The organism is Nocardia vermiculata NBRC 100427 (assembly GCF_001613265.1).
Classification (GTDB): domain Bacteria; phylum Actinomycetota; class Actinomycetes; order Mycobacteriales; family Mycobacteriaceae; genus Nocardia; species Nocardia vermiculata.
Map to the genome: position 1 here is coordinate 27444 of NZ_BDCA01000011.1, position 21098 is coordinate 48541.

Consider the following 21098-nt stretch of genomic DNA (forward strand, 5'->3'; position numbering starts at 1 on the left):
ATGCCGCTGTACCTTCCCTCCTGGATCCCACCGCAAGTCGTGGAGATCGTGGCCGGCCACATACCGGTCGGCAACGAAGACAAGATGCGCCGCTGCGGCGACCACTATTCGGCGTGCGCGAACGAGCTTCGTAAGAAGGCGGACGATTGCACGGCAGCCGCTGCCCGACACCGGACGACGATCCGCGGGCAGACCGCTGACGGAAGCGAGAAGCAGCTCGAGGAAACGGCGGACAGCTATCGCAGCCAGGCCGACGACCTCGACAAGCTCGCGGAACAGCAGTACGCGGGCGCCAACAGCCTCGAGTTGCAACGGTGGACCGTATACGGCTTCGCGATCATCCTGACCTGGACACTCCTGCATGCCGCCGTCACCTTCGCATGGGGTGGCGTGCTGGCGCAGTACATCCTCCGAAAGCAAGCCCAAGCCAGACTGAACTGGCTGACGCTACGATTCCTGCAGTACCTCTCCGGGGAAAGCATGCGGCTCGCCGCCGAACACGGTGCAATCCGGCTGGCGGGCAAGATGGCGCTGATCGGCGCCCTCCAAGGTGGCGGGATCAACGCCGGAGTACAACTGCATCAGCTGTCCGAAGGCCACCGCGACAAGATGGCGTGGAAGGAAGCCGCCGTCGCCGGCGGCGCGGGGGCCGCGGGCGGCGCGGTCGGCCTACTGGTCGGCCGGTCGCTCGGCAATCGTCTGGTGATCCCGGCGACGACCAGACTTGCCGGACGCACCACCCGCCCGGGCGTGCGCATTCTGGTTCAGGTGACCGGCACCGCTGTAATCGGCGGTGGCGGTGGCATCGGCGGTGGCCTGACCGGTGCCGGGGTCGCGTTGCTCGCGAACGACGAAGACATCACCTTCGACACACTGACAGAAGGGTTGCTGCCCGCTATCACCGGCGGGTTCATCGGTGCGGCTGCCTATGGGGCGGCGGGGATTCGAGGGGCATCGGCGGGCGGGGACGTCGATGCCGCGGGCACTCGGGAGCCGGTCTCTCTCAATCCCGATGCGGGCGCGCCGGTGGCGGGGGCGGAAGGCCCGCCCGCCCGCTCTCTTTCCGACGGCATCGACGCCCATATCGCAAGACCCGCCGAGACAGATCCGAGTGGCACGCCGACCGGCCCGAGGAAGCTGGGATTCGACGAGTTGCTGGCATTGGCAGGACTGAACGAGGGCGCAGATCGGTCCACACCGCCACCGGTTGCCGTCAACAGTAAGGACTGGAAGCCATCCGGTTTCGGGCGCCTGCGTCCCGGCACGGTCGATCCGTTCGAAAAGGACGGTTTCGCCGCGCTTGCCCGGCCCGATCGTGAGCAGGCAGCGCCGGAGCCACCCCGGCCGACCCCGCTCCAGGACGGCCTTGCCACCCATCTCGCCTCGAGGAGCCGGAATGAGGCCGAACCAGCGGTCGACAACACGGCGAATACGTCCGAGCCCCCCACAGCCGGTGGTACGGGAGAAATCCGGCCCCCGCAACAGGACCAGTCGCACGCGCAGCGTGAGGCCCGGGCAGCGGATCCTGCCGAGGCTCCAGCTCGTGTCGACGGTTCCGAACCTGTCCCCGCCACGGGCCGACCGCACGAGCAGGGCGAATCCAGCGGCGAGCGAAGCGTTGCCGACCCCGGCAGCACGCCGAAGGCCGGCGCCAGCCCAGCTCGGGCCGTGGACTCCGACAGTGATGTCCCCGCAGCTGCGCGGGGTCGCGATACGGCCGAAGGGACCGTTGCGAACGAACCTGAGCGATCGGCCAGGAACACCGAGAACGCCCGGACGGAAACCGAAACAACTCACGCCCGCGACTCCATTCAAACCGTGGCCCGAGAAGCCGACGGGGAAAGCCCCGTCGCGAAAACAGGGGAGGCGGAGGCGCCCGCGCCTGGGACGGTGGCAACGCAACCGGGCGCAGCGGCTGAACAGCCCGCTGCCGGTGCACGTGGTCGCCCCGCACCTACCGCCTCCGCACGACAACAAGACAGCGGGAAGGTCGCGGCCGGAGAAGGAGCCTCCGCTACACCGAATGAAGCGGGTACGGCCGCAGGCAAGCGGCCGCCAAGGGTATCGGCACCGAACCATGCCGCCGAAGAGAAGCCGCCGGCGGTCGATACGAGTGGGAAGCAGAGCGAAGCTACCGCTGTCGCGGGTAAGGCGGAGCCCGAATCCGCCAAAGGCGATCCTGAAACCACCATCGCCGAAACCGAATCCTCTTCCCCCAGTAGGAGGTTGGATCAGACAAGCCCGGATGAGGAAGGCGGCCCCCGACCGGCCGAGAGCGATTCCGATTCCGCCAAATCCCCGGACGAGGCCGAGCCGCAACAGGTGAGTTCGGACGAGGACACGCCGGGACGGGGCACGGCCGGTGACGAAGTAGATCCGGACAAGGCGCTGGCACTCGCATACAAGGCCGAAGCCGAGGACATCCTCTCCGAGTACACATCCACGGACTGGAACAAGGTATCGGAAGCGGACCTGCGGCTGATGCTGTTCGGCGCCGACGATCGCAAATCCGTTCTCGCGGTGATGAGAATCATCGAAGTGGAAGAGGGAAAGGTCCTGCGCGTCGAACAGTTGATGGGCGTGCAGGCCGTGCGCGACGGGCATATCGGCAAGATGCAGGCGGGGGAAGGCAAGACGCTGGTGTTCCAGGCGGCGGCAGCACTGAAAGCCATTCGCGGTGAGCCGGTACGAGTGCTGACCGTCCGCGACACTCTCGCGCTGGAAGCATTCGATATCAGCCGAAGACTGTTCGGCAAGTATGGATTCGACCTTCGCCTGATGAATCCTGACCATCCTTACGCGCCCGCGTCCGAGGGCCGTCCCACCGTGCTCTTCGGCACTATGAACTCCGACGGCTTCGGTGAACTACGTGGCAACAGCGCGCCGGGGAGAATCAAGATGGGTGATGAGATCGATGAGGCGATCGAAGGCCAGTTCGTTTTGTCCGAGGGGACGGGCGAGACGGCCGGCCCGGAAGTCACCGCCCGGGTCGAGGACGCGAAGCACTTCATCGACAAGGCGATCGAAGCAAATGCGCTGAGCGAAGCGGATTTCGTTCGTGCGGCTGGAACCAGTGAAGATCACACGAAGCTGACCGGAAGCGACCGCGCGGCAGTCGAACGCATCCTCGGCGCCGAGCTGACCGGCAAGATCGAGACGATTCTCGGCCACACTCCGAGCGAGGCCGAAGCTCATCGGATCTCCATGGCCGCCGCCGCCCGGTGGCGGTCCCGTGAAAACGACGACTACATCGTCTGGCATCACCCCGAACTAGGGTCGAAGTATCTGAACGATGAGCACGGGAACCCCGTCATCGTCGATGGCAAGAGGGCCCTCAACCCGAAATCCCACAAGATCTACATCATCGACCCGATCGGTCACAAGGTGATGTACGACCCGGAAACCGGGACCGAGAGCCGGTGGAACGGCGGGCTGGCACAAGCTATCGAAGCCAAGCACGGTATCCAGGTCCGCGCCGACCCTGCCGGAACCAAAACCATCACCGCGCGGGAGTTGTTCGCCCCGGAGCGGTGCGACGAGGCCAGTGGCCTGACCGCAACCCCCGACAACGCCGATACCAACCTGCGGCGCCTCGGCAGGGATCCCAACACCACCGACGAGGCCGGTCAGCCCGAGCGGCGGATCATCGATATACCCCGGCACAAACCGTCGCAATTGAAGGGAGCGGAGCCGGAGAACGACATCCACCTCGCGAACCAGGAGCAGAAGCACGAGGCGATGGCCGACGGTGTCGCCGAGGTACACGCCACCGGTCGGCCGATCGAAGTGATCTGTGACCGCAACAGCGAAGTCCGGGCAGTGTCGGAAAAGCTCACCGCGCGGGGTATCGAACACGAGGCCATCGACGCGAAATGGTTCCTGGAGCAGGGATCCGAAGCCGAGACGAAGCTGCTCCAAATATTCAAGAGGGCAGGCGAAGAAGGCGCGGTTATCGTCATCAACCGGCAAGGCGGTCGCGGCGTCGACATTCCACTCAGCAAGGTACTCGACGAACACGGCCGCACGATCGACGAGCGCGGCGGACTGCACGTCATCAAGTCCAGCCGTTCGGCCGAACACCGCGATGTCGACATTCAGGCGGAGAACCGTGCCGCCCGCAGTGGCAATCAGGGGAGCGTGCAGTACTACGTCGCCGCGGACGACGCACTCTTCTCCAACAGCCCTCGGGCACAGATCAGTTTCATCAAATACATTGCAGCCGAGAGCCAGTACAAATCGGCGGCCGCGGACCATCAAGCCGCCGCTGCCGAATACAACGCAGACCCCTCCGCGCGCAATCAGGCGAAACTCGCTGATGCCAAGAACGTGCTCGATACCAGTCTGAAGGATCTTCACACGGCTCAGGCCGATGTCAAGGGTCTCGTATCGAAACTTCAGCCGTCCGGAACAGCTCACCCCACCAGTGATGTGGGCTCGACGAAACTGCCCAACGCACCTCCTGCCGGCAACAACTCAGCCGAGACACCGACTTCGATACGGCCCGGCCATGAGCCGCCCGAGCCTCCCCCGGAGACCACTACCGGCCATAGTGCTGCGACGGGGGCAGCTTCCTCGAATACTTCGGTCGGTAAATCGGTTTCGACCGTCGCTGATACCGCGGATCCAGCAGTGCCCAGTACACCCGCGCCTGTCCGTGGCCGGGTCGATGCGCCGGCCGGTGCGCAGTCCGCAGCTGCGGCGGCGCGGACCGCACTCCCGGACTACACCGCGCCCGGCACGTCGGGAAACGACAGTGCTCATCACCTCGCGCCCGCAAGGGACGATAGTTACGAAGCGAGGACGTCCCCTGCCGAAAACACCGGCCCACAAGGTGTCTCCCGATCCGGGACCGGCGTCGCGCCGGCGGACGAACAGCAGGGTGCCCCGCCGGAACTCGGCACCGACTCCGAATCTTCGGTCGCCCGAACGACGAACGCATCGGATGATCAGCGCGAACGGCCATCGCCGAGAGCTGAGATGTCGAAGCCTCCGGACGATGCCGGTCTCCCGGGAAAGGTCGATCAGCGTCCCGACCGAGATGCTGCCGACTCCGCGGCGCCCCCGGACTCCACCACCGCCGCGGCTGCGCCCATGTCGGCCGAGAGCAACCGGCGAAACTTCCCGACCGATGCCGGCGTAAGGCGAGAGGGCAACGTCTTCCGGGACATCCTCATCGCTCTGCAAGACCAGGATAGGGCCGCCGCCCTGGCACCTCTGGCTCGGGCGATCGAGTCGGCTACGCAGACACAGCCGGAAGCTCGACTCGTCACCGAAGACGGCATCTCCGAACCGGCACGAACCGCGTTGCAGACCGGATGGGATCAGCTCACGCCCGGACAGCAACAGCTCGTCGGCGACGCCGTCCACCGGGAGTCGGACCAGGAACTCACCCCCGCCCATGCCGATGCCCTCACGCAACTGGGCGAACAGGTGCGAGCGAACAGCGAGCACGCCCGGCAGGCGATGCCGAATCCGACCGACATCGAAGCCGAGATCCTGACCCTGATCGCAAACGGCCTCGCGCACGTCGAGATCGGCGCCACCCTGGGGATGGCACCGCGCACCGTGCGCCGCCACATCGCCAGAGCGGGACTGAAGCTCGGTACCAGAGGTGACGTCGCCACCATGGCGACTGCACTCACCCTTGGACACCTCGATATCGGCATGCCCGACCGCAGCCGTCCACTGTCGAATGTGGTCGAGCACGGAACTCTGACTCCGCGTGAGATCGAGGTCTTGGAACTGGCGACCGTCGGCCTGTCCCCCGCCGCGATCGCCGAACAACTCGGGATCACCGAGAAGACCACGTCCGCTCATCTCGCTCGGGCGGGACGCAAACTCGGTGCGGCCGGATTGATTCCGACCGTGGTGCAGGCGGTGCTGCAGCGCGTTGTCGCCGGCACGCAGCCGCAGGTGTTCGCGCCACTGACGCAGCCGCGGGTCGCCGAGGACCGCGTACCCGCCGTGGCGAATCCGGTGCCGGCCACGGACTCTCGACAACTCGGCAAGCAGGCAATCGCAGCCGAGTTGTACGACACCTACGGCGTGGAGGTCCTCGGCCTGGACAAGGCGAGCATCTCGGTGGACACGGCGTTGTCGGTCCGGAACGCGATCGTTGACGCGTTCGAGGACAATCCGTCCATCCGTCTCGACCTCGTGATGATGGCGGATTTGACTGACACCGAGCAGGAGGATCAGGGAGCCTTCATCTGGGATGCCGACCAGACCACCAACCGTCCGGTGATAATGGTTCTCAACGAGAGATTCTTCGGTAATCCGGAGCAATTCGAGACTGCCATGCGGAAGGCGTCGCGGGGACCCCGACGCCACCGCAGATCCGGCGGCAGAAGCCGCGTGATGTCCCCCACTGGGAATCGGGGCTACGACATCGTCAGCCATGAGATGTCACACCTGATCGACACGGCTGCCCGAGCCGGGGAGTACACGACCTCCCTGGAAGCAAGGGCATTCGGATTCCTGTACACGCATTTCATGGGATTACGCGCAGCAGGCGCACTCCCCCGCGAGACCAGGTTCCGCAATTGGCTGAACAAGCTGGACAAGTACAGCAGCGGCAGAAAGACCGCACAACCCGAAGACCGCCTGTTTGCCGCGTTCGATGCGTGGGTCAGCGAATTCGACGGCCCAGAGGCGATCGCGTCCTGGGCCGAACAGGCCGGGCTGCCGACCCGGAACGGCATGGTGAGCCTCGAGCCGTTCTATCAGGCCTGGCTCGAACAACTCGACGACGAGGCCGTCGGCGAAATACTCGGCTCCGACACGGCGTCGACGTCGGATCTCGGCGCGGTGCCGGTCTTCGATCCGGCCGAGGCACTGGCCGAGGCGAACAACGCGTTCGGACGAAGCGCACCGAAGGATTTCACTCACCCGGTCTACGCATTGCAGGCTTTGCTGCGCGGTGTGCCCGTCGCGAAGATTTGGCAGGACGCGGAGCGGCGCAACGCTCTCGCCGCAACTCGGGCCGCGAGTCCCGGCCTCGCACCGGTGGCCACCGAATACCGTCCGAGTATTGCCGCGAACGGCACCGCGGCAACGTTCGCCGCGGCGTGGCGTGCCCTGTCGGCAGAAGACCGCGCCGCTATGGCCGACGATCCAGCAAACGGTGCGAATTCCTCTGTGCCACGCGGGCTTGTATACGCAGAGCTCGAGCGACTTACGAATGCCCAGCACGCGGCGACCGACCCCCGTCGCCGCGGCGGTACCGGCGGGCCCTTCGGCCGAGCTGCGGAGCAGACAGTACAGCTCCTCCCCCCTGAGATGGTGCCTCGAGTAGGCACATCTTCGAATCGGGGTAGCAACGTTGCCGCGATCGACCTCGGCGACCCCGACGATCGCGAACGGTCCGTCCCCGGCTTACCACCGCGCAGGCGCGGTATCGGTAAACCACTCACCCCCGCGGACCGGCTGTACGACGAAGCGCTGCGGCAACACCACCCGGTGGACTGGAACGAGCTGACCGGACGCGCTCAGATCCTGATGATCGGCGAGGACCATGGGCACGAGTCCGGACGCGCCTATCTCGCAACTCAGGCAGCGGCACTGCGCGCAGCCGGCGTGACCCATTACTGCATCGAAGCGCCGCCGAATCCCGCCTTCGACGCATTGAACGCCGGCCGCACCGCCGACTTGTCCGATGTCCGAGCGGGCCCCGGTTACCGGAACGGCTGGGCCGACGTGGTCGTTGCCATGGCCGCCGAAGGAATCACGATCGTCCCCATCGACGTGCTGCATCCCTCGTCGCAACACGGTTCGCCACTGCGCGACATTCGTGAAGCACACATGACGAAGAGCATCGCCGGAGTTATGCGCGATACTCCCGCAGCGAAGGTCGCCGTGCTGATCGGAGCCTGGCACCTCATCACTGATGAAGAGGCATGGAAGCGACAGACCGGATGCTTCGCCCCGTCGGTCAATGCGCGTCTCAGGGAGGCCGGCTACACGACAACCTCGGTCGAGCTGGAGGACTTCAACGAAGGCCACGACGGGGGAGTCGTGGGCAGTGCACGGCGGCTAGGGATTCGGGAAACCACTTTCTCCGCCGATATCGGACGCAGCGGTGCTTCGGCGGGCTTCTGGCAACCGGACACCGTGCTACATGTGGGGCCACGCCATTCCTGGCAGGCAGGGTCGGTTCCCGCCGATTCCCGCGACGGTCCCCAGCACGATCGCCACACGGCGCCGATGCAGGTACCGGAGCAGTCGTCGCCAGGAACCGTGGCCGAGCTGACACTGACGATGACACATCGCACCGAGCCCGGCGCCGACAACGCCCAGATCGCCGCTCTGCAGGAACGGCTGACCGCCCTGATGCAGAACTGGGCGAACCCCGAACAGTCACGAACCATCGTGCGCTCCGGCAGCGCGCTGGCGTCGATGTGCCTGCACCTCTGGCACGGTGCCGAATTCGCGCTGACCACAGAGGGCCCCGTAGGCGATCGCAAGCTGCGCGTCACGGTCTCCGACACCGGGCTCCCCCCACAACTCGCACTCGCCGATTCGCTCAGAGAGCAGGAACTGGAAAAACTCCATCTGCTGACGCACCGATCCGGGGTCGACGACACCCATGCATCGCCCACGATCTGGTTCGAATTCGACGAATCCGGACCAGATTTCGCACCAGCCGGGCTGGAAGCCGTTCATGGTACCGATTCGGCTGCGGTCGCAACGGAGCATCCCGACATCGCGCGACTGCAGTCCACGATCGACGCGGTCGCCGCGCGCAGGGCCGGCTCAGCCGATGATGCGGAGTTGGACCACGTCATCGGCCTGCTCGAAGAATTGCAGGCCGTTCGTCGCGGGACGACCGATCCGGTCGCCGAAGAACGAATGCGCTTGCTGGAACAGCTCGCGCACCAGGCGGCCCATTGGTCGGAAGCCTCGGACATCGCCGAAGCCGCGACCGCTGCATACGAGGAAGGCCTCCAGCAGGGAACGGCAACGGGTCTGCGCACTCGGCAGGCGGAAGCGGAGACCCGCCTGCAGACGGCACTCGCCGCGTTCTCAGCGGCCCGGGACAGCATTCACGCAGAGCCCGAGGACATCCCGGTCCAACCCGCCGAACACCTGGTTACCGGGGAGCTCGAACGGTTGCAGGATGTATCCGAAGCCGTGTTGGCATACATGGCGCGTGCGGCAGATGAAGCCGACGAGGTCGATCCGACGCGCGGTGAGGAGCTGGCTGCCGCCACCGCGCGATACGACATGTTGCGGGACATGTCGGAATACCTGGAGCAGCTGCTGGCCTTCGCGGAGCAGCCGGATCGGACGAAACTGAGCAGGGCTCGCCGGATTCTGCTGCTCGATCACTTCCGTGCCGTATCGGATCTGCTGGAAGCCAACGCGATTCGGAATGCAGCCGCAGCATCGGCCGCTGCGGCGTTCGAACGAGAACAGCATCTTGCACAGGCTGAAGAGAACCTCGGCATGGCCGAACGCTCGATTCGCAATATCGCTGCGATGTTGGATGAGCCCCATCCCCCGGTGCCGCGTGCAGACACCGACCCGGCCACCGCCCCTGTCGTATGGCCGGGTGCTGATGGACAACCTGCATACGTTTCAGCCCCCAGCTCGACCCAGCCGGAGGTAGCCGGAAAGCCTCCGATGCCGGAGGCAATCACGCCGTGGCAGCAGGCCGCCGATGTGGTCCGAGAGGTCTCACAGTCGGAACCGGATCCCGCCACGCCCACCTCCCCGTGGAAGCAGAACAGGACGCCCGGCCCCTGGTACGAACGTGTCGAGCGCGCGCCATCGGTAGCCGAGAACAATCCTTATCTGGATGCACACGCCTCCACACTCGCCACCGATGCCGGCGCAGAGGCGAGCGATATCAGGGGCACCGAGACCAGCCGTGCCTCAGGCCCGGACACGCCCACAGTTTCGGTGGACAACGGGCAACCAGGGGCGACGCCGGTGGAGAAATCGCGCGCTTCACTCGATCGTTTCGTCTCTCACATCTGGGCCGATCGGGACAACATCGAGACTCGCGACGACGTCTACGACAAGTTCACCACCTCGCCGAACTCTCGCCCCGCCACCGATCAATCCAGCTATGTCCGTGCCCTTTCCGATATCGCGAGCAACAGGCGCGGCGGTCGATCGATCGGCCGATCCGTACTGGGGCGCTTCGACTTCAACTCCGAGGATGCACGATCGCTGATCCGAGCTCCCCAGGCGCTCACAGAAGTTCGCTTCGCCAGGCACGCCCGCTCCGCCTCCATCGGCTATCGCGTCTATGTGAACCCGCCGGTTGACACCGGCCCGGAGCTGATGCGCGCCATCGTCGACGAGATCGTCGACCAACCGGAAGCATTCCCCGGAGTCGACAGCGCGAAGATCTTCGGGTCCAATCTTGCTCGTGACGACCGGATCCTGGTCTATGTCGATCGACTGTCGGATGCGGAGCGCGTGGTCGAGTGGCTGCGCGAGTATCAGCAGCGCCATCCCGATGCCGTCGGCACCACGACCCCGCCGATGACTCGGTCTGTCCTGCCCGGTGTCGCAATCGGTGCCGAGCCGACGGGCCGGCAGAGTTTCGGTGGCCTTCGGTCGACGATCATCTTCGATGCGTTGACTGCGACTCGTGCCGCAGGTGGCGAATACGACGAATTTGTCACCCGGGTTCGCGACGGACTGCGGGCCGCCGGGATAGATCCGGACCAGCCGTGGCGGATGATCGACAAAGCCTCCCGGAGCGACCCTCCGACGGTTGTCGTACCGGCACTTTCCGATCCCACGGAGCAACGCTCGACGCCATGGTGGCGCCGCAACCGGCGGGGACGGGGTTCCGACCCGGTAGCCATCGATCTGGGGGACGAGGGCAACCGCCATCAGCGCCGCCGCGGTACCAGGATGCCTTCCGGTCAGCAGCCGGCGCAGGATCAGGCGGCGTCGGCAGTGCTGCTACGCGCCCAGCGCAACGATTCCGGCGCTTTCGAGGAACTGCGCGAGCAGTACGGCCGCGAACTGTTCACGAAAGTACGCGCCGAACTGGGCATTCCGACGTCGGCTGTCCCGCAGGAGTTGCGACCACTGGTGCGTGTCGCTCAGGGGATCAACCTCCTCGCATTCCAGATCGCAGAGCAGCACCGTTGGCGCATCGATGATGCAGCTCCCTTCGAATGGCTGACCGACATCGCTCGCAATGTGGTGCGCGGCTGGTTCGAGATGAATGCGACTCAGCGTCGTCACGCCGCCGAGGCGATCACAGCAACGCAGCGCGCCGAGCAGGTGACCGTTGTGCAACGCGGAGCTCTCGACCGACTGCTCCAAGCGGGACGGCACGACCTGGAGACCGAGGGCAAGCATCCCAGCGGGGTCGTTGTGGAGGCGCCACCCGACAGTGGTCTGACCAACCGCCAGTTCATGGTTCTGCAACTGATCGCTGCTGATCTGAGCACCAGTGAAATAGCCGCAGAGCTGGGGATATCGCCCGGAACGGCCGGGGTGTACGCGACCCAGCTCCGTCATCTGTTCGGTGTGCGCAACCGGACCGAGCTGGTATACCTCGCCCTCAGCACGGGGGTTCTCGAGGCTTCCGACTCGACCGGTCGGTCACGAGCCACCGAGAGACCCGAGCCGACCAGCCACGAGCTCCAACTACTTACCCGGATGGCGAACGGCGACACCAGCAACGACATTGCCCAAGACCTCGAGATCGCCCCGGCCACCATCGATGACCAGATCACCCGGATCGGCCGGAAACTCGACGCCCGCAACCGCGCCGGGATGGTATACGCCGCCGTCCGCGCCGGCCACCTCGAACTCGCTGCGCCCGAGACCCTTTCCGGTACGGCCGCCCTCCATCTGGCCGACTACGAAATCGACGTGCTCACCCGAGTCGCCAACGGTGAGACCAGTAACGAGATCGGCGAGGCGCGACGCCTTTCTCCCGTGGTGGTGGACGACTATCTGGCGCGCATCGGCCGTAAGCTACGAGTACACAACCGGGCAGCGATGGTGGCCGTCGCGCTGCGCAACGGCCTACTTCCATCGATATCCGCTGCGGCCACGCCGGTTTCGGACCCGACAGCTGCCGAGCTCGATCTCCTCGAACGCGTTGCCGACGGTCAGACGAACTCCGAGATCGCGGATGACCTCGCAACGTCATACGGCAGTGTGGACGCGCACCTAGCCGGTCTGCGGCGCAAGCTCGGCGCGCGCAATCGTCCCGAGCTCGTCGCTATCGCCATCCGAACCGGCATCCTGCCGGGACTGCCGGAGGACACCTCGTCACCGGCGCGCGCCGCGGATCTTCAGGAGCAGTACGGGCTGGCTGTTTTTCGAGCGGTCCTGTCGCTGCTGGGCATGCCAGGAGGTGGACGCCGGAGTGCCCGGGCCGCACGCACTGTACGGCGCGCCGGCGAGATCACCGATGAGGTTTTTCGCTCGGCCGACCTGGGCCGTGACGGTGACGACGCCGGCCGGTTGCTCGAGATCGCGCGGACGATCACGGAGGAGCGGTGGCTGCTTCCGCTGCGCAACGAGATTCTGACGCTCCTGCGCGCAGCAGGGGTCTCCGAATCGGATCCCCGCTATTCACGCGTGACCGACCTGACGATCAGCACGCTCAGCGGCTACCTCGACCAGCTGGCACCCACCAGTCGAAAGGTCTTCCTCGATGCGGCTGACCAGCTGCATTCCGGGCAGAAGGCCGGAATGCTGTCGCGCCCGGCGAAAAACGCGCTGCTACGAGTTGCGGAAGCGCCACCTGCACCGGCCGAGTCGACGGTGCCCGCACCGCTACCGAGCACAAGCTCGGCCAGGGCGACGCATGACGAACTGTCCAGCCGCGAGATCGCAGTACTCGCACGGGTCGCCGACGGGCTCACCAACCACGAAATCGGTGCGGTGTTGTCGATACCGAGAAGCGAGGTCGAAACCGTCATCCGGGGAGTCGCCGAGAAACTCGGCACCTCGCTGTGGCCGGAGATGCTGGAGATCACCCGCCGCGCCGGGATCGACCTGGCCTCCGAGCCCCGGCATTCACCGACAGTCCACGAGCCTGCCGGCGGATTCGAGACCTTCCGTACTGTGCTGGCACGGGCGCTCACTGCAGGCAATACCGCTGTCGCCCCCTCGACTGTGCTGGCAGAGAGCACGCCGGCACAGTTCGCCGGAGTCTTCCGCCGGCTGTCTCCAGCCCACCGGCGCGCGCTCAGAAGTCTGCCCACCGACCGGCCGATCCCGCGGCACCCGGCGACTCGCCCCGCAGTTGCCGCCGCCCGACGCCTGCTGGCGATGCTCGTCGCCGAACAGCGAGCACAAGATATCCAGCTGGCGAGAGCAGTAACGGACGCTTCTCGACAGCAGCTCGAAGCAGCGCTCGCCGAACTCACACCGCAGCGGCGCGGAGTTCTTCGTGGTGTGTTCACCGGCAGGATGTCCGTCGAGTACATGGTGTCGCAACTCGGATACCAGGACCGGATCACAGCCGAAGAGTTCATCACCGTTTCCGTTCGACAACTCGGTCGTCGTCTACTCGGGATTCCGGTCGCAGGGTCGCCTGATGAACACGCTCCCATGCGGACTTCCTCGCAGACCGCTCGCGGACCGGATACCGAAACCGCGAACGAGCGTGGCCGACGCGAAGCAGAGGAGGAACGCCGCGCCGAGGCCTCCGGAGTCAGCGTCGCAGATATCGAACTACTCGACGCAGTCCTCGTCCGCCTGCGCGGCCTTACTCCCGGTCTCACCGCGAGCGCGGCAGCGAAGGACACGTCGGCGCATACAGGCTCCGAGGTCAGTGGTGCACCCTCGTTCGCCGCCAGAACTACCGAGACCTCGAGCCCGGGACGCAACCGAGCGATCGATGTTGTGCACGAATTGCTGGATGCCACACCGCTGGCACCTCAGGCCGCAGCGGCCGCCGAACTGCTCGAGGCATTGCTGCGCACCGCAGAGGGCGAGGTGTCCGTCCGTACCCGGCGAGACGGGCAAGGCGAGGAGCAGTGGGCTGTGATCGAGGTGGTCGACCACAGTCGCAGCGCGCCCGCCCGGGACAAGCCGGACAAGACGACAGGTCGCGTGACACCGACGGAAATGGGCCGCATCCTCGAACTACTGGACGACAAGGCCAAGTCCTGGGGCACCGAACTGCATCGGGACGGCAGTCGGATTCGCCGCTTCACGATTGCCACACCCGCGGTCGAGGATGCATCTCCCAGGCCCTCGTCCGCCCCGGTGGTGAGCTTGGACTTCACTCGCGAGAACGTCGGCCCAGGAGGGTCCCGGGTACGCCGCGCATTCCGTGATCTGCTGCGACACAATGCCTGGCCCGACACCCAGGTCGACGATATCGTCACCGCACTGTCCGAAGTGTTCGGAAACATCGAGATGTACGCACCGGACGGCGGCGCGCAGGTGCGCGCGTGGTTCACCAGCGACACCGACGACGAGCTACTCGTGGAGATTTCGGACACCTCGCGCGGCGTGCCGGGGTGGACGGTATCGGACGAGACGGGCGCAGCCGAGGCCGAGAACACGTCGGTCCTGGACGATTTCGACCCGGATGCGCTCGATTCGCTGCTCGGCTCCATCGACTTCGACGCACTCGAAGCCGGAGACTCCGACCCGACCGCCCTCGGTGCCGACCGCACCGAGGGCACCCACGGACGCGGCGGCACGATCGTGATGAATGCCGCGACATCCATGGGTTACGAACTGTCTCCCGACGGGGCTCCCGGGAAAAGGGTGCAGCTGAGCTTCCGAATGCGCAGCGAACTGCCGGGGCGGACCACGCCGGACGCCACGACAGGCACTCCTCGCCCGGTCGATACCGGTGACCAACCGGGCCCTAACCTCTCTGCCACACGCCCGGGTGATCGCCCGCCGAACGCAGGCGATCACGACGAACGGCCCGACGCGCCTCCACGGTCCGATGCCCGGTACGAGGATCCTCCCGGAATAAAACGCGCCATCGCTGCCGAACTTCTCGATGAGCACAATATCGAGGTATTGGGGCTGGACCAGCAGACGATATCCGTGGAGACCGCTCTCTCCATCCGTAATGCGATCGTCGACGCGCGAGTAGAGGACCCGGGCCTCGCGATCGACGGCGTGGCTCTGGTGAGCATGAGCGACGATGCGCTGGCCGCGGCGGGGTCCCTGCTGCAGGTGCAGGATCCTCACGAATCGATACTTCTGCTCAACGATCGGTACTTCGGTGATTCGGAGAGGCTCGAGTCGGTCGCCGATGCGGATCGACGCAGCAACTGGACGCTGAGTCCGACCGGGGACGCGGTCTACGACCGAGTTCGGCACGAACTCAGTCATCTGCAAGACCACAAAGCACATCAGGCCGACGATCAGGATGCCCTGGAGCGGCGCGTTTTCGGGTATTTGTACAACCACTTCGTCGGGCTGCGTGACGCGGGTGCGCTGCCTTTGGATGCACAATTCGACATCTGGCTGGACCAACTTCCCCGGTACGCACGTCACTTCGTCGCCCGCGGGCCCAGCGAACCGCTGCCCGACGACTTCATCGGGCCTCGTGAGCCGACTGTCGGGGACCTTGCCGTCCTCTTCCCGAAAGAAGCGCTGGCCGAAAGCAACAACGCATTCGGATTGCAGGCCCCGGCCGATTTCACCAGCCCGATGTATGCGCTGCAGGCCCTGTTGTCCGGCCGTACGCCGGCCGAAATCTGGCGGCGGGCCGCGGGACGGAACGCCCGCGCATATGCACGCGCGCACGACCGTGGCACCGTACCCGCACCGATCCCGGCGCGTCCCACCATCCGGCCGGACGGTGTCATGGTCGAACTCGCCCGGGTCTGGGAAGGTCTCGACGAAACCGCCCGCGCAGCGGTTCGCGCCGGGACACCACGGTTTCGCTATGAGGCCACCGACGGAACGACCAGTTTCGCACTCGACGAATTGGCCGATCTGGTGGCGCGGCAGTACCCACCCGATCGCGTGCCCGACGCCGACGCTCGGGATACGAGCACTCCAGCGGCGCCGAAGACACCGTGGTATCGAAGGCTGGGCTTCAGTTCGCCGGATCCGACGAACCGCGATTCGCCATGGAGCGACGGGCAGCGCCAGGAGCACACCAACTCGGACGAGGTGCGGCGCAGCCGGATTCAAGCCATTGCCAACGAGTTCTTCGACGTCTTCGGAATCGAGATGCTGGGACTGGATGAACCCGGCATTACGGTCGAGGCGGCGTTGTCGGTGCGGAACGGGATGGTCGACGAGATCGACGAAATGCTCGAGCTGTACAAGTACGGGATTTCGGTGAGTTCCTCGCTGATGGAACGCAAGGCAGTTATCGACAGCTTCGACACCCCGCCCGATCTCGGCGTCGACACGATCGCCGTGATCCCTATGGACGAGACGAGATACGCCACCGCGGGCACACTGCGATACGACGGAACCCACCGTCAGATTCTGCTGAACGACTCGCTGCTCCGCAATGTCGACAGCTATCGAGCCCGGCAGCAGGAACAGGCGAAGGACGCATCGTTCCTGGCGCCGACAGGAGATCCGGTATATGACTCGATCCGCCACGAAATGGTCCATCTACGGGACACCTCGGCCTCCGACTCCGGTCGGGCGCACCGCCTCGAGACGAGAGCCTTCGGGTACCTGTACACGCATTTCCGTATGCTCCGAGGCAACGGCGACCTACCGAGCGAGGCCCGCTTCGACGAGTGGCTCGATCAGCTGGTCAGCTATAGCCGTGATACCAAGCCGGACCGCGCCGAGGACACGTTGTACCGAGCGTTCAACCGATGGTTCGGTCGATTCGACGACCGCAACATGCTCGACACGTGGATGGCGCTCTCCGGTATCTCGAGAACTAACGGAAAAGTCACTGTCGCAAAGATATTCGAGGTCTGGAAGGCACAAGTATCGGATTCCGCCATTCGAGATCTTGCCGAAGAAGCCGAGCAGGATTCCGACCTTCCGATCCTCGGTGACCATGAGGTGTTCGATCCGGCCGAAGCTCTGGCGGAGGCGAATCTCGCGTTCGGCGACAGTGCACCGGCCGATTTCTCCCATCCCGCCTACGCGCTGCAGGCACTACTTCGAGGGCTGACTTTCGAGGAAGTCGTACACGATGCCGCGCGGCGTAACGCCGTCGCGGAGTACCGGAAGAGACATCGCGGAACGATCCCCACGGCTGTCTCCACGACTTCGGTACCGCGGAGCGCCATGGCCGCCGAAAGCCCTACTGCACAACTGGTCCGGTCGTGGCGCGCCATGAGCCCGCGAGACCAGGCGACATTCGTCGGCAAGTACCCGGCAGTGCAGACGCGGGACGGGGAGCCGCCTGTACTGGACGCGATCGCCCGTCTGGTGGATCGGCAACGTGGTCTGGGGCTCGGTGTCTCTGCACCGCCGGCCACCTTCGTCGAGCTCGATCTCCTCCCGACAGGTGAACTTGCACAACAGATCCAGTTGATGGGTGACATCGGGGAGGAGGCCGCACAGGCGCGCTATCGGCTCGGCGAAAGACTGCTGGCGGGTGGCGATCTCGTCGAAATACTGGGGCTCACCGAGTGGAGGGACGCCGGCGCGGCCGCGGCGGACCTGGAGCTGCCCACACTGCTCACCCGAATCACAGGAGCGTTGTCCGCCCCGGATGATCTCGGCACTGCGGACCGTCTACTCACGTTGGCCGCGATGGCGCACTCCGCAGCCGGTCTACAGGCCGAGATCGATGAGGCGCAGGCACGGGCGGCAGAACTGGCACTGCGCGAGATCAACGGGACATGGGACGGAGATCCGATATCCTCCGAACGGATCCGAGTCGATCTGGCGGGCAGGATTCTCGTCGAGACTCCCGCGGCCGGGGCATCGTTGCCCGCACGCTGGACCGAAGGCGGCGCGCAACGCGACGCTCGGCACTCGTCCGGTGGCGCGTCGGGACTCGGTGGGCCGCGACATGAACGACGAGACCGAGCATCGGAATCCGAAACTTCGCCTACGGCTTCCACCGCATCTGCGAACCCACACGCCGCGGAACCCATCGCGCCACTGGTCAGCGACCTGTCGTTGCTCCATCCGAACAGTGTCCACGTGCTCGTGCACCGGAACGCGGGACGATCCGTTGCCGAGATCGCCGCCCGGCTCGGCCTTCCGGCGGCGACCGTACGCAGCCGGATCATGGCAGCGCGACGAAAGGTCAACGCGTCCAACGAGACCGAGCTCATGGCGCGGACCGACGCTGCGGTCGGCGAGCTGATCCACCGACTGCAGCGGATCGTTGCCGGCGAATTCATCGGATCGGAAGGACTCTCCCGCACGGCCGCCGCCCTCGGCGTGGCCGACCGATCGGTGTTCATTGCGGCGGAGGCGTTGCGGCACAAGCTTGTCGAAGCGCCGAACAATGCCGTAACAGACCTCACCGAGGTCCTGACGACAACAGAGATCGCCGTGCTGGCCCACCGGTTGCACGGCCGCACCACCGGCGAGGTCGCCGAGTTACTGCGTGTCTCACTGTTCGCTGTGCACAGCTATGTCCGCAGCATCAAGTCGAAACTCGGGGTACGGACGGAGACCGAGGTGGTCGCGAGAACCGTCACGGCCCTGGACCGGTGGAGCGAAGATCCGGCTTCCGCTGCCGCACTGTTCCGGTCCGGTCCGACCAGGACCGACGGGTTCGGCCGGCGCTCCCCCGCAGACGATCCCGCCGAGGCACGCGACGGCCACAGCAGGAGGACAGGCCGAGCCGGCCATACGATGCCGACGATCGGGGGCGTCCCGGACGGGTCCATCACCTTCGATCACCGGGGCGACGGCACCCCGTGGTTCAAGAAGTTGCGGAGCAACACACCGCCGACCGAGCCGGAAGCAGTTGACACACCGAGTTTCCTGCAGAAGATCCGGGATTCGAATGTGCTCACCAGATTCTATTCTTCTGTGGGTGCCACCTTGGCTAATCAGGGTTTTCTGGCGAGCACCCCGTTCCTGATAGTTGCCAATGGTGGCTCGTGGGATCTCGTCGGCTATTCGACCTCGGCGGCTTTCGCCACTCAAGTGGGAGTCCAGTTCTTGGCCGGGCCGCTTGCGGATCGGGAGGATCCGCGCAAAACGCTGCGGGCGGTGACGATGGGTTCGGTCGTGGCGGGGCTTACCGGCGGCGCCTGGATCCTGTTCGACCTCCCCGGGACAGTGGGAGCGCTGATCGGCGCGAATATGGCCTTCACCGCTCTCGGTGCCATCGCCCGGACCACCAATCTCGTCTACGCAAAGCAGTTGGGTAAAACGAAGGCGGAGAAGAAGACCGCAGACAACCTCAGGCTGCTGGAGAACGCGTTCGGCAGCGCAGGCGGCCGGGCTACAGCCGGTAGCGCGACGGCTGTACCCCTGCTTCCGTTCGGACTGCTCACTGCGACCAACGCGCTGTACCACGTGGGACTGAACAAGCTTCCGCCGGCGGAGCCGAACCCACGGGACAAACCGAGAATGCGGGACGGGCTCGGCGCAATCAACCAGGACCGGTTCCTGCGAGGCTTCCTCGCAATGAATGTGTCGTCACTGTTCGCATCGACAACCTTGGGTTCACATATGGTTGCGGTCGCGACGGCCAACGACTACTCGGGGACGACCACGGGCATGCTCGCATCGGCCAATGCGGTCGGATTGCTGTTCGCCTATGCGATACCGCAGAAAATCATCGATCGCATTATCGACAGGAAGTCGAGTTCCCGAGAGTTCGACATCCTGTCGAAATTGTCCTGGACCGGGCCGGCGATCGCTTATGCGACCACCGACAACCCGTTGTTGATCGGAACCTCGCTGGGTGTCGTCGGCTTCATGAACGCGATGAACAACAAGGTTTTCAATGCTCATTTCGCACGCGTCATTCCCGACAAGATGGCCGGCAGCACGGTGGCGATCATCGACACCGTCGGCAGTGCGGGCGGGTTCCTGGGCGGCGCAGCCTTCGGCGCCATGATGACCAGCTTCGGATCTTCCACGACGGGGTGGGTGGAAGCAGGAATAATGGCCGGGTCCGCCATCGGAGGAATAGCAGTCGGGCGACTGAACTGGAAGCCGAAGAGCTTCATCACCCCGGCCGCGATGCCGCAACCGCAACTCCAGCCACACCGGAACGCCCCCTTCAGAGCCGTGGCTCGCCGAAACGGCGGCACACCCGAGATCGACTTGGTGAGCAGTACCCCCGACCTGAGCAACGGCGTTCACACCGTCAAGGTCTCGCGCCCCATCATCCGACCGGGATGGCTTGCACCGCAATCGATCCAGCCGGCATACCCCGACACGGACGAACACCTGCAGCGGACATTCGACAAGGGTCTCCGACGCAAGGTGATGCGGCCGGACGGGTGGCAGAACCAAGGGACGACCGCACCGGTGGACCCCAACGGGACCTCGTCGACCACGCAAGCCGTATTCGACGCCGGTACCGGTCTCGACGAAGTGGTGCGGCGGACCGGTGAGCTGATCGCAGCGCTGCCTCCCGAAATCTCACCGGAACTCCGCGCGGTGGCGCTCGCTCTGGCACACCGGATGCTCGCGGTGACCCACGGTGTCGCCGCGTTCGAATCGGGCCGGATCGTGGTGCCGCAATTCGAGGACACCACCGCCCTGCCGCTGGAAATCCAGTTGTTCGACGGCGACGAAATGGTGTCGTCGTGCTGTCTGAAAACCCCCACCGCCTGGGATCTCGACATCACCCGGTTGGCACCCACCAGTCCGGAACTGCCGGCGCTGGTCGAGCACCAGCTCTGGCCGTTCGGTGACAACACGGCTGCGGCCGGGCCGGCCCTGGCCGAGCTCGCGGCCCGGCTCGCCTCGACCGACGACGGCTGGCTACAGCTGCGCTGCGCTCCGGACGCCGAGGGCACACACCAATTGTCGGCATTGATCGGCGGGGTCGGGCAGTCCGCCGAACTCTCGTTGGCCGTACCGGCGGATGGACGCTCGAACGAACCCGCACTGCGTGTCACGCTGGCGGTCGACCCCGAAGCAGACCCGAATACCGCGATCAGCACCGCTCGCGGCGTCGTGCGCGCAGCAACCGGCTCATGGCCTGCGGAGGCGGCGGAACAGGTCGAGATCGCAGCGGAGGCAACGGTGCGAGCAGCCACCGATCAGGCGGATTCCGGCACGCC

Annotated in this window: 1 protein-coding gene (only partly in view); it reads left to right on the top strand. The window is 65.6% G+C overall.

Annotated elements, in window-relative coordinates; genetic code table 11:
• Nucleotides 1–21098 carry the 5' end (the start) of an adenosine deaminase gene (gene add, locus NV2_RS14025; protein WP_067873181.1) on the top strand. It continues 33805 nt past the right edge of the window, so the window shows 21098 of its 54903 coding nt (coding positions 1–21098); the start codon lies at nt 1–3; the stop codon falls past the right edge of the window.